This window comes from Streptomyces sp. NPDC020807 (assembly GCF_040641575.1).
Classification (GTDB): domain Bacteria; phylum Actinomycetota; class Actinomycetes; order Streptomycetales; family Streptomycetaceae; genus Streptomyces.
The window spans coordinates 1-12,210 of the sequence record NZ_JBFADU010000031.1; the positions used below are offsets into that span (position 1 = coordinate 1).

General features: G+C 70.6%; 8 protein-coding genes. 2 read left to right on the forward strand and 6 right to left on the reverse strand.

Going from position 1 to position 12,210, the window contains the following annotated elements:
• The first annotated feature begins 300 nt into the window (after positions 1-300).
• Together AB0G79_RS29845 and AB0G79_RS29850 are read left to right on the forward strand one after the other, a co-directional pair.
• Positions 301-1,515, forward strand: a complete 1,215-nt coding sequence (locus AB0G79_RS29845) for an acetyl-CoA C-acyltransferase (protein WP_360811901.1) — start codon at positions 301-303, stop codon at positions 1,513-1,515.
• Positions 1,512-3,650 (forward strand): 3-hydroxyacyl-CoA dehydrogenase NAD-binding domain-containing protein, encoded by a 2,139-nt coding sequence (locus tag AB0G79_RS29850; protein WP_360811903.1) that lies wholly within the window; start codon positions 1,512-1,514, stop codon positions 3,648-3,650. The genes AB0G79_RS29845 and AB0G79_RS29850 overlap by 4 nt, the downstream gene beginning before the upstream one ends.
• Before the next feature lie 72 nt (positions 3,651-3,722).
• Here AB0G79_RS29850 and AB0G79_RS29855 read toward each other — a convergent pair whose 3' ends face one another.
• The 6 genes from AB0G79_RS29855 to AB0G79_RS29880 all read right to left on the reverse strand — a co-directional run bounded on the left by AB0G79_RS29855 (position 3,723) and on the right by AB0G79_RS29880 (position 12,153).
• Positions 3,723-4,799: a hypothetical protein gene (locus AB0G79_RS29855; protein ID WP_360811905.1), complete on the reverse strand. Its 1,077-nt coding sequence runs from the start codon at positions 4,797-4,799 to the stop codon at positions 3,723-3,725.
• Positions 4,800-4,909: 110 nt separating this feature from the next.
• Entirely contained in the window at positions 4,910-6,394 is a 1,485-nt protein-coding gene (locus tag AB0G79_RS29860) for an amino acid permease (protein ID WP_360811989.1), read from the reverse strand.
• A gap of 173 nt (positions 6,395-6,567) precedes the next feature.
• A complete protein-coding gene (gene dxs / locus AB0G79_RS29865; RefSeq protein ID WP_360811907.1) occupies positions 6,568-8,526 on the reverse strand; it encodes a 1-deoxy-D-xylulose-5-phosphate synthase in 1,959 nt (652 codons plus the stop codon).
• A 236-nt stretch (positions 8,527-8,762) separates the two neighbouring features.
• Positions 8,763-10,055, reverse strand: coding sequence for a sugar ABC transporter permease (locus AB0G79_RS29870; protein WP_360811909.1), 1,293 nt, complete (start codon positions 10,053-10,055; stop codon positions 8,763-8,765).
• Positions 10,052-10,840: an ATP-binding cassette domain-containing protein gene (locus tag AB0G79_RS29875; protein WP_360811991.1), complete on the reverse strand. Its 789-nt coding sequence runs from the start codon at positions 10,838-10,840 to the stop codon at positions 10,052-10,054. The genes AB0G79_RS29870 and AB0G79_RS29875 overlap by 4 nt, the downstream gene beginning before the upstream one ends.
• Before the next feature lie 248 nt (positions 10,841-11,088).
• Complete coding sequence (locus AB0G79_RS29880; protein WP_360811911.1) at positions 11,089-12,153, reverse strand: substrate-binding domain-containing protein; 1,065 nt, start codon at positions 12,151-12,153, stop codon at positions 11,089-11,091.
• Between the last annotated feature and the right edge of the window lie 57 nt (positions 12,154-12,210).

Consider the following 12,210-nt stretch of genomic DNA (forward strand, 5'->3'; position numbering starts at 1 on the left):
CTCCCGCCCGGCCGGCGTTCGCGGGGCGGGGTCCGGGGCGGAGCCCCGGTTTCGGGAAGGGGCGGGGCGGGGTGAAGGCCCGCCGCAGGCGCCCCGCCCTCCCGCCGCACCCGCCCCGGCCCCACCCCCACCCCGGCCCCCCGCCGGGGTTTTCGCGTTCCGGAGGAGTGTGACCTTCACCGCTCCCGCCCCAGGGACTGGGCAGCCCGGTTACCCGCAAGTAGCATGGAGGAAGCAAGCGCACGCTTAGGCATGCGCCGCACGCAGCAGTGCCATCCCGCACCCTGGAGGAGAGCCATCGTGCCTCGTACCGTCAGGGACGTCGTCTTCGTCGACGGCGTCCGCACCCCGTTCGGCAAGGCGGGCCCGAAGGGCATCTACCACGAGACCCGCGCCGACGACCTCGTCGTCAAGGCCATCCGGGAGCTGCTGCGCCGCAACCCCGGCCTCGACCCCGCCCAGATCGACGAGGTCGCCATCGCCGCGACCACCCAGATCGGCGACCAGGGCCTGACCCTCGGCCGTACCGCCGGCATCCTCGCCGGCCTGCCGCAGTCCGTCCCGGGCTACTCCATCGACCGCATGTGCGCCGGTGCCCTCACCGCCGTCACGTCCGTCGCCGGTTCCATCGCCTTCGGCGCGTACGACGCCGTCATCGCCGGCGGTGTCGAGCACATGGGCCGTCACCCCATGGGCGAGGGCGTCGACCCGAACCCGCGCTTCGTCAGCGAGAAGCTGGTCGACGAGTCCGCCCTCTTCATGGGCATGACCGCCGAGAACCTGCACGACCGCTACCCGAGCATCACCAAGCAGCGCGCCGACGAGTACGCCGTGCGCTCGCAGGAGAAGGCCGCCAAGGCCTACGCGGACAACAAGATCCAGCCCGACCTGGTGCCGATCTCCGTCCGCCGTACCGACGCCGCCGGCGGCGAGACCGGCTGGGGCCTGGTCACCGCCGACGAGCCGATGCGCCCGGGCACCACCCTGGAGTCGCTGGCGAACCTGAAGACGCCGTTCCGCGTCCACGGCAACGTCACCGCGGGCAACGCGGCCGGCCTGAACGACGGCGCCACCGCCTCGATCATCGCCTCCGAGGACTTCGCGCGGGAGAACGGCCTCCCCGTCAAGATGCGTCTCGTCTCGTACGCCTTCGCCGGCGTCGAGCCCGAGGTCATGGGCTACGGCCCGATCCCGGCGACCGAGAAGGCCCTGGCCAAGGCCGGTCTCTCGATCGACGACATCGGCCTCTTCGAGATCAACGAGGCCTTCGCCGTCCAGGTCCTCGCCTTCCTGGAGCACTACGGCATCGCCGACGACGACGCCCGCGTCAACCAGTACGGCGGCGCCATCGCCTACGGCCACCCACTGGCCTCCTCCGGCGTCCGCCTGATGACGCAGCTGGCCCGCCAGTTCGAGGAGAACCCGCAGGTCCGCTACGGCCTCAACACCATGTGCGTCGGCTTCGGCATGGGCGCGACGGTCATCTGGGAGAACCCCCACTGGGAGGGCAAGTGAGCACCACCGCCGAGCTTCTGAAGGGCGCCGCCGAGCTCTTCCCCGACGAGGTCGTCACCAGCGCCCACGTCCGTCACTTCGAGCTGCCCGCCGCGGCCGGCCGCTTCGCGCTGATCACGCTGGACAACGGCTTCGACCACACCAAGCCGACCACCTTCGGCCCGCAGTCCCTCGCCAACCTGAACGCGGCGATCGACCAGGTCGAGGCGGAGGCCGCGAACGGTGAGATCGTCGCCGTCGGCCTGACCGGCAAGCCGTTCATCTTCGCCGTCGGCGCCGACCTCAAGGGCGTCGAGCTGCTGAAGAAGCACGACGAGGCGCTCGCCATCGGCAAGGGCGGCCACGACGTCTTCAAGCGCCTCTCCGCGCTCGCCGTGCCGACCTTCGCGTACTACAACGGCGCGGCCATGGGCGGCGGCGTCGAGGTCGGTCTGCACTGCACCTACCGCACCGTCTCGAAGGCGCTCCCGGCGTTCTCGCTGCCCGAGGTCTTCCTCGGCCTGGTGCCCGGCTGGGGCGGCTGCGCGATCCTGCCGAACCTGATCGGCGCCGAGAAGGCCGTCTCGGTCATCATCGAGAACTCGCTGAACCAGAACCGCCAGCTCAAGGGCAAGCAGGTCTTCGAGCTCGGCATCGCCGACGCGATCTTCGAGGGCGCGGACTTCCTGGAGCAGTCCCTCATCTGGACCGCCGGCGTGCTCAACGGCTCCGTCGCCGTCGAGCGCCCCGAGGTCGACCGCGGCGAGGCCTGGGACCAGGCCGTCGCCAAGGGCCGCGCCATCGCCGACTCCAAGGTGCACGGCGCCGCCCCGGCCGCCTACCGCGCCCTGGAGATCATCGAGGCCGCCAAGGACGGGGACCTCCAGAAGGGCTTCGACGCCGAGGACCAGGCCCTCGCAGACCTGATCATGGGCGGCGAGCTCCGCTCCGGCATCTACGCCTTCAACCTGGTGCAGAAGCGCGCCAAGCGCCCCGCCGGCGCCCCGGACAAGCAGCTGGCCCGCCCGGTCACCAAGGTCGGTGTCGTCGGCGCCGGTCTGATGGCCTCCCAGCTGGCCCTGCTCTTCCTGCGCCGCCTCGAGGTGCCGGTCGTCCTGACCGACATCGACCAGGAGCGCGTCGACAAGGGCGTGGGCTACGTCCACGCCGAGATCGAGAAGCTGCTCGGCAAGGGCCGGATCAACCAGGACAAGGCCAACCGTCTCAAGGGCCTGGTCTCCGGTGTCCTGGACAAGGCGGCGGGCTTCGCGGACGCGGACTTCATCATCGAGGCCGTGTTCGAGGAGATGTCCGTCAAGCAGAAGGTGTTCGCGGAGGTCGAGGCGGTCGCCCCGGCGCACGCGATCCTCGCCACCAACACCTCCTCGCTGTCGGTCTCCGAGATGGCCTCGAAGCTCCAGCACCCGGAGCGCGTGGTCGGCTTCCACTTCTTCAACCCGGTCGCGATCCTCCCGCTCCTGGAGATCGTCCGCGGCGAGCAGACGGACGACGCCTCGCTCGCCACCGCCTTCGGCGTGGCGAAGAAGCTGAAGAAGACCGCGGTCCTCACCAAGGACGCCCCGGCGTTCGTCGTGAACCGCATCCTGACCCGCTTCATGGGCGAGATCCAGAACGTCATCGACGAGGGCACCTCGGTCGAGACGGCCGAGAAGGCCATCGAGCCGCTGGGTCTGCCGATGTCCCCGCTGGTCCTCCTGGAGCTCGTCGGTCCGGCCATCGGTCTGCACGTCTCCGAGACCCTGAACCGCGCCTTCCCGGAGCGCTTCACGGTCTCCCCCAACCTGAAGGCGGTCGTCGAGGCCGGCAAGCGCGGCTTCTACGTCTACAAGCCGGAGAACGGCTTCAAGCCGGAGCTCGACCCCGAGGTCGCCGCGCTCCTCGTCCAGGGCGACTCCGTCCTGACCGAGGAGCAGGTCCGCGACCGCGTCCTCGACGCGGTGGCGCAGGAGATCGGCCTGATGCTGGAGGAGGGTGTCGTCGCCGAGGCGCAGGACATCGACCTCTGCCTGATCACGGGCGCGGGCTGGCCCTTCCACCTGGGCGGCATCACGCCGTACCTGGACCGTGAGGGCGTCTCCGAGCGCGTCAACGGCAAGCGTTTCCTGGCGCAGGGCGTGGCGAGCGTCCCGGCGTAACCCCTCCGGGCGTACGCGTACGGCCCCGGCACCTCCTCCAGGTGCCGGGGCCGTTTCCGCTGGGCGGGGACGTCACCCTATGGAGCGCCAGCTTTCGAGCAGGAGGCCCTCCGCGCCGGTCTTCTGGCGGGTGACGAGGACCCGGGAGCCGTCGAGGAGGGAGGCGGCGACGAGTTTGCCGTCGAGGTCCCGGGTGAGGACGGTGTCGATCCCGTCGTGCGGGTCGCCCGTCTCCGACCACTCGACGCCGCCGTCCTCCTGCTCGCTCGGGTAGGCGGCGAGCGCGAGGCGGCCGCTCTCGGCGCGCTGGGCGAGGACGGTGCAGTCGTAGCCGTCGATCAGGCAGCGGGTCGCGGCGATCGGGCCGGTGCCGACCGCGTCGGCGAAGGCGGTGGGCTCCAGATCGCGGCCCGGGGACCAGGCGACCAGCTTGCCGGCCTTGTCGCGGTAGAAGAGCGTCACGTGCCCGGAGGGGCCGGTGACGGTCGCGAGCGTGTCGAAGGTGACGTCGGCGGGCAGCACGTCCTGGCGGACGGGGCGGGCGCCGGGCTCCTCCTGGACGTACCGCAGGAGGCCCTTGTCGGTGGCGGTGTAGAGCTCGACGAGGCCCTCGCCGTTGGTCGCGGCGGACGGGGACGGGTCGCTGCCCCAGCCGTGCAGGTCCCACCAGGGGTGCCAGCCGCCCGCGTCCTTCTGGGCGCGGCAGCTGACGCCGCCGCCGCCGTTGCGCACGAAGACGTGGGCGCGGCCCTGGGCGTCCACGGCGACGGCGGGGTTGCCCGTCCAGGCGGCCTTGCCGTTGGAGTGCCCGATGGGGCGCCAGGCGGCGGCCGGGCGGCCGGTCTGGAACTGGATGGAGTGCACGAGCTCGACGTGTCCGTCACCGGTCTTCGTGGGGCGCAGGCCGACCAGGTGCACGTAGCGGTCGGCTCCCTGGCCCACCGCCAGGAAGGGCGCGAGGCCGCCCCCGCCGAGGGAGACGGGGCCGGTCCAGTCGCCGCCGGCCGTCTCGGTCCAGCGCACCACCTCACCGTCCCGGGGCAGGTAGACGCTGAAGCGCCCCTCCTCCCCCCGGGTGATCCAGCCGCCCAGGAGGGTCGGGGAGGAGCCGGGGGGAAGGGCGGTGGGGGCCAGGGATCGATTCGCCATGGAGGGGTCCAGCACTCCGGTCGTCGGGAGCAGGTTCGGGTACGCCCCGACTGTAGTCGCCCGACCTGGGGCTCCGGACAACGCCTGGGACCTGTCCGGCGGATCAGGCCCTAGGAGCGAACGTCCTCGCCCCGCTGCTGGAGACCGAGTCTGCTGTGGCTCCGCCCGTACAGCAGGTAGACGACGATGCCGATGGCCATCCACACGGCGAAGCGGAACCAGGTCTCGCCCGGGAGGTTGAGCATGAGCCAGAACGAGGCTGCGATGGAGATGATCGGCAGGACGGGCACCCAGGGGGTGCGGAAGGCGCGGGGGAGGTCGGGGCGGGTGCGGCGGAGGACCATGACGCCGACGGCGACGACGACGAAGGCGAAGAGCGTGCCGATGTTCACCAGGGTCGCGAGCTCGTTGATGCTGGTGAAGCCGGCGACGACGGCGATGACCACGCCCAGGAGGATCGTCGGGCGGTAGGGGGTCTTGAACCTGGGGTGCGTGACGGAGAAGAAGCGGGGCAGCAGGCCGTCGCGGCTCATCGCGAAGAAGACGCGGGTCTGGCCGAGGAGCAGGATCAGACAGACGGTGGTGAGGCCGACGGCGGCGCCGAAGCTGATCACGCCCGCGTAGAACGGATGGCCCGCCGCCTTGAAGGCGTCGGCGAGCGGGGCGCTCACGGACAGCTCGGTGTAGTGCTGCATGCCCGTGACGACCAGGGCCACCGCCACGTACAGCACGGTGCAGATGAAGAGCGAGCCGAGGATGCCCCGGGGCATGTCCCGCTGGGGCAGCTTGGTCTCCTCGGCGGCGGTGGCGACCACGTCGAAGCCGATGAAGGCGAAGAAGACGATGGAGGCGGCGGTGAAGATGCCCATGACGCCGAAGTTGGTGGGCTCGTAACCGAAGAGGAGCTGGACGAGCGGGGAGTCCCAGTTGGAGCCGCCGCCCTCGGGGGTGACGGCCGGCGGGATGAACGGCTTGTAGTTGTCACCGACGATGAAGAAGAGACCGGCGACGATCACGATCATGACGACGGTGACCTTGATCGCGACGACGACGGCGGTGATCCGGGCGGAGAGCTTCATGCCGAGGACGAGGACCACGGTCAGCACGAGGACCAGCAGGAACGCCAGGATGTCGAAGGTGCCGCCCGGAATGTCGGGGCCTTCGAGCGAGGCCGGTAGGTGCCAGCCGATGTTGTCCATCAGCGAGCGGACGTACCCCGACCAGCCGACGGCGACCACCGCCGTGCCGAGCGCGAACTCCAGGACGAGGTCCCAGCCGATGATCCAGGCCGGCAGCTCGCCGATCGAGGCGTACGCGAAGGTGTACGCCGATCCCGCCACGGGGACCGTCGAGGCGAACTCCGCGTAGCAGAGGGCGGCGAGGGCGCAGACGATGCCGGCGGCGACGAAGGCGAGGGCCGTGGCCGGTCCCGCGTTCTCCTTCGCGACCTTGCCCGTCAGGACGAAGATGCCGGTGCCGATGATCACGCCGACGCCGAAGACGGTCAGATCCCAGGCCGACAGGGATTTCCGGAGCGCGTGCTCGGGTTCCTCGGTGTCGCGGATCGACTGCTCGACCGACTTGGTCCGGAACATGCCGGAGTTGGCTCGCGGCCCCCGGTCGCGTGACTGCTGGTCCGTACTCACGGTCGTACCTCCTTGGACAAGGAGCTGCCCGCTCTACAGCCAGAATGCACGCGAAAGGGCCGATCGACACTCCGAAGAGTGAGCCGACCGGCCCCAATGTGACGCAGGGTGACGGTTTTCGGTCAGTCGCGGGCGGGTTCCACGGCCTGCGGGGTGCTCTCGGAGGGGGTCCCCCCTGCTCGAGCGGAGCCGAGAGCTTGGGGGAGGCCGTCGAGACGCGAGACCAGGCCGGTGACCTGGCGCGCGATGTCCGGCGCGGTCAGTCCGATCTCCGCCATGACCTCGGCGCGCGAGGCGTGGTCGAGGAAGCGCGGCGGGATGCCGAAGTCACGCAGCGGTACGTCGACGCCGGCGTCGCGCAGGGCCTGCGAGACGGCCGAGCCGACACCGCCGACGCGGCTGTTGTCCTCGACGGTGACGACGACCCGGTGCTGCTCGGCGAGCGGGGCGAGCGCCTCGTCGACCGGCTTGACCCAGCGGGGGTCGACGACGGTCGTGGAGATGCCCTGCTTGTCGAGCAGGTCGGCGATCTCCAGGCACATGGGCGCGAGCGCGCCCACGGAGACCAGGAGGACGTCCGGCCGGTCCGTGCCGGGCTCGCGGAGCACGTCCATGCCGCCGACGCGGCGCAGGGCCGGTACGGCGGGCCCGACGGCGCCCTTGGAGAAGCGGACCACGGTCGGGGCGTCGGTGACCTCGACGGCCTCGCGCAGCTGGGCGCGGACCTGGTCGGCGTCGCGCGGCGCGGCGAGCCGCAGGCCGGGGACGACCTGGAGGATCGACATGTCCCACATGCCGTTGTGGGAGGCGCCGTCGGTGCCGGTGACACCGGCCCGGTCCAGGACGAAGGTGACGCCGCACTTGTGCAGCGCCACGTCCATCAGGACCTGGTCGAAGGCGCGGTTGAGGAAGGTCGCGTAGACCGCGAAGACCGGGTGGAGGCCTCCGGTCGCGAGACCGGCGGCGGAGACGGCGGCGTGCTGCTCGGCGATGCCGACGTCGTAGACCCGCTCGGGGAAGGCCTTGGCGAACTTGTCGAGGCCGACGGGCTGGAGCATGGCCGCCGTGATGGCGACGATGTCCTCGCGCTCCTTGCCGAGCGCGACCATCTCGTCGGCGAAGACGCCGGTCCAGTCGGCGCCGGAGGAGGCGATGGGCAGGCCGGTGTCCGGGTGGATCTTGCCGACGGCGTGGAAGCGGTCTGCCTCGTCCTGGAGGGCGGGCTGGTAGCCGCGGCCCTTCTCGGTGAGGCAGTGCACGATGACCGGGCCGCCGAAGCGCTTGGCGCGGGTCAGCGCGGACTCCAGGGCCTCGATGTCGTGGCCGTCGATGGGGCCGACGTACTTGAGGCCGAGGTCCTCGAACATGCCCTGGGGGGCGATGAAGTCCTTCAGGCCCTTCTTGGCGCCGTGCAGGGTCTCGTACAGCGGCTTCCCGACGACGGGGGTGCGCTCCAGGATGTCCTTGCCGCGGGCGAGGAAGCGCTCGTAGCCGTCGGTGGTGCGCAGGGTGGCCAGGTGGTTGGCGAGGCCGCCGATGGTGGGCGCGTAGGAGCGCTCGTTGTCGTTGACGACGATGACGAGCGGGCGGTCCTTGGCGGCGGCGATGTTGTTCAGCGCCTCCCAGGCCATGCCGCCCGTGAGGGCCCCGTCGCCGATGACGGCGACGACGTGGTCGTCCTTCCTGAGGACCTCGTTGGCCTTGGCCAGGCCGTCGGCCCAGCCGAGGACCGTGGAGGCGTGCGAGTTCTCGATGACGTCGTGCTCGGACTCGGCCTGCGAGGGGTAGCCGGAGAGGCCGCCCTTCATCTTGAGCTTCGAGAAGTCCTGGCGGCCCGTGAGCAGCTTGTGGACGTAGCTCTGGTGGCCGGTGTCCCAGAGGACCTTGTCCTTCGGGGAGTCGAACACGCGGTGCAGGGCGATGGTCAGCTCGACCACGCCGAGGTTGGGGCCGAGGTGTCCGCCGGTCTTCGAGACGGCGTCCACGAGGAACGACCTGATCTCGTCGGCCAGCTGGTCCAGCTGCTCCGGGGAGAGCCGGTCCAGATCTCGCGGTCCCCTGATACGGGTCAGCAGAGCCACCCGTTCCTCCTTGCGTTTGAGCTGGTCGAGCTTGCCGATTTGTCGAGTCTAATGTTCCGTCTTGGATCGTGGGCATCCGGTCAGGGGGTGAGGCATCACCCGCATGGCCTACAGCCCGCTGATCTGTACGGTCCCTCTGTCACTTGACGCGCGAGAGCCCGGCCCGGGTTTCCCCGGGCCGGGCGGTGTGACGGTTCTTACGCGTCCAGGGCGCGTGGCGCCTGGGCGTGTCCCGCCTAGGCGCGTCCCGCCGACTTCTGCGTGCGGCGCGAGACCGAGTCGATGATCACGGCGATCAGCAGGACCGCACCGGTGATCATGTACTGGATCGCGTTCGACGACAGGTTCATCTGGTTGAGGCCCTGGACGATCGACTGGATCACCAGGATGCCGAGGAGCGCCGACCAGACCTTGCCGCGGCCGCCGAACAGGGACGTACCGCCGATGACCGCGGCCGCGATGCACATCATCAGCTGGTTGCCGCCGCCGAGGGAGCGGTCGGCGCCGCCGGTCGCGGAGGCGAGGAAGAGGCCGCCGACGGCGCCCATGGTGCCGGAGATCATGAAGACCGAGATCCGGATCCAGGAGACGTTGATGCCGGCGCGCCGGGCGGCCTCGATGCCGCCGCCGACCGCGAAGACCTGGCGGCCGTACGTGGTGCGGCGCAGGACGAAGTCGGTGACGAGCAGGATGCCCAGGAAGATGACGAGCGAGAGCGGGAGGCCCTGCTCCTGGTTGAAGCCGTAGGCGGCGACGAGGACCAGGACGGCGAGGACGCCGGTGCGGAGCAGGATCTCGCTCTGGGGGCGGTGCGGGAGCTCGGCGGCCTTGCGGCGGCGGGAGTCGCGCAGCTGGGCGAGGTAGAACGCGGCGATGACGGCGACCGCGAGGCCGTAGGCGGCGGCGACGTCGGAGAAGTAGTACTTCGTGAGGTCGCCGACGAAGCTGCCGATCGGGGTGGGGATGGTGGACCGCTCGCCCATCACCCAGGTCTGCAGACCGGCCCAGCCGAGGAAGCCGGCGAGGGTGACGACGAAGGCGGGGACGCCGATCTTGGCGAAGACCAGGCCGTGGAACGCGCCGATCAGGGTGCCGGAGAGGATGCCGAGGAGGATCGCGAGACCGTCCGGCATGTCGGTGCCGAGAACGCCCCAGACCGCGCCCGCGAGGCCGGCGACGGAGCCGACGGCGAGGTCGATCTCGCCGAGCAGCAGCACGAAGACGATGCCGACGGCCATGATGCCGGGGCCGACCGCGTACAGCGTGATCTGGTCGAGGTTGTACGAGGTGATGAAGTTGCCGGTCAGCGCCTGGAAGACGACGCCGATGACGAGCAGGCCGATCACGACGGGCAGGGAGCCGATGTCACCGGAGCGGATCTTGCGCGCGAACTCGTCGACGTAGCCCTTCACGCCCTGCTGGCGGACGAGGAGGCGGGGGTCGACGGCGGGGATCGCGGCGGCGCCGGCCTCCACGCTCGTCCGGGGCTCGGGCACGGTGTCCTCGGAGGTACGGGGCGTGGTGCTCACTGGGCTGCCTCCGCGTTGCGGGCCTGGCGGCGGGTCACCGCGTTGTCCGTGGCGCCGGTGATCGCGGCGATGATCTCTTCGTGGGTGGTGGTGGCCACCGGGAACGTGCCGTTGTTCCGGCCGAGGCGCAGCACGGCGACGGTGTCGGCGACGGCCTTCACGTCGGCCATGTTGTGGCTGATGAGGATGACGCCGAGGCCCTGCTCGCGGAGGCGCTCGACGAGGTCGAGGACCTGCGCGGTCTGCTCCACGCCGAGGGCGGCGGTCGGCTCGTCCAGGATCACGATCTTGGGGTTGCCGACGAGGGCGCGCGCGATGGCGACGACCTGCCGCTGGCCGCCGGAGAGGGCGGCGACGGGGATGCGGACGCTGGGGATGCGGATGGAGAGGGTGGAGAGGAGGTCCTTGGCCCGCTTCTCCATGGCGACCTCGTCGAGGACGCCGCCCTTCTTGATCTCGCGGCCGAGGAACAGGTTGGCGACCACGTCGAGGTTGTCGCAGAGCGCGAGGTCCTGGTAGACGGTCGCGACGCCCAGGTTCTGGGAGTCGTGCGGGCGGTTGATCTCGACCCGCTCGCCCTCCCACTCGATGGCGCCCTCGTCGATGGGGTGCACGCCGGCGATCGTCTTGACGAGCGTCGACTTGCCCGCTCCGTTGTCGCCGACGAGCGCGACGACCTCTCCTGCGTGGACTTCGAGATCGACACCGGAGAGGACCTGAACCGCTCCGAACCGCTTGAAGATCCCGCGCAACGCCAGCACGGGCGTCTGGGACACGTGAACCAACTCCTTCGCCGCCGACGGGGCGGCGGGCACGGCGCCGCCGCGCGGGGCGGAGCCGAAAGTCTCTGGGGGGCTTGCACGTCCGGCTCCCGGCCCGACAGCGGGGTTGGGTCGGCCGGGAGCCGGACGGCGCGGGTGGGGACGGTCAGCCTCGCGCGGGGTCTTCACCTCTTGTACGAGGGGCGGGCGCGGGGTCCGTCACCGGGGGTGCGGTGCCTGTGGGCACCGGCGAGGGGGTGTTGCCTGGGGTGTTACTTGATGCCCAGCTCGGTGCACTTGGCGGCGAGGTCGGCGGCGCAGATCTCGGACGCGCGGTAGATGCCGTCCTTGACCACGGTGGACTGGATGTTGGTCTTGTCGACCACGACCGGCGCGAAGAGCGTCGACGGCACGCCGTCGGTCGCGCCCTGGGCGCCGAGCTCCTTGCCCTTGAGCAGGTTGACCGAGAACTTCGCGGCCTCGGGGGCGAGCTGGAGCGGGGACTTGTAGATGGTGAAGGTCTGCGAGCCCGCGATGATGCGCTGGATGCCCGCGGCCTCCGCGTCCTGGCCGCCGACCGGGACGTTCTTGACGCCGGCGTTCTCCAGGGAGGTGATGATGCCGCCGGCCATGCCGTCGTTGGCGGAGTAGACGGCGTTGATCTTGTCCTTGCCGACCGAGGAGATCGCGGCGGACATCTTCTCGCCGGCGACCTTCGGGTCCCACTCGCCGGAGGCCTCGAAGGCGATCTTGCCGACCTTGCCGTCGAGGGCGCTGTGGGCGCCCTTCTTGAAGAGCGCGGCGTTCGGGTCCTTCTCGTCGCCGTTGATCATCACGACGTTGGCGGTGGCGGCCTTCGGGCCGAGGGCCGCGAGGAGGGCCTGGCCCTGGAGCTCGCCGACCTTGTTGTTGTCGTGGCTGACGTAGGCGTCGGCACCGGCGACGGCGCGGTCGTACGCGACGACCTTGACGCCCTTGGCCTTGGCGTCCTTGACCCAGCCGGCGGCCTTCTCGGCGTCCACCGGGTCGAGGGCGATGACCTTGACGCCGTCGGCGATGAGCTGGTCGAACTGCTGCTTCTGCTTGACGACGTCGGAGACCGCGTTGTTGTACACGACCTCGCAGTCGCCGCAGGCGGACTGGACGGCCTTCTCGAACTGAGGCTTGTCCAGGGCCTCGTAGCGCGAGGTCTTGTTCTCCGGCAGGAGCAGACCGATCTTCGTGGAGCTGCCCTTGTCGGCGCTGTCGTCGCCACCGGCCTGGCCGCAGGCGGCGAGGGAAAGGGCCATCGAGACCGCGGCCGTGGCTATGACGGCACGACGCGTCACTGCGTTCATGTGGGGTTGCCTCCCTGACGAGGCCGCGACGGTGCGGCCGAGGTGGCTTGAGTCAAC

Bases quoted from the DNA above. Each gene is read 5' to 3' on its own strand.
- AB0G79_RS29855 (WP_360811905.1), bottom strand. From the start codon at position 4,799: ATGGCGAATCGATCCCTGGCCCCCACCGCCCTTCCCCCCGGCTCCTCC.
- AB0G79_RS29880 (WP_360811911.1), bottom strand. From the start codon at position 12,153: ATGAACGCAGTGACGCGTCGTGCCGTCATAGCCACGGCCGCGGTCTCG.
- AB0G79_RS29860 (WP_360811989.1), bottom strand. From the start codon at position 6,394: ATGTTCCGGACCAAGTCGGTCGAGCAGTCGATCCGCGACACCGAGGAA.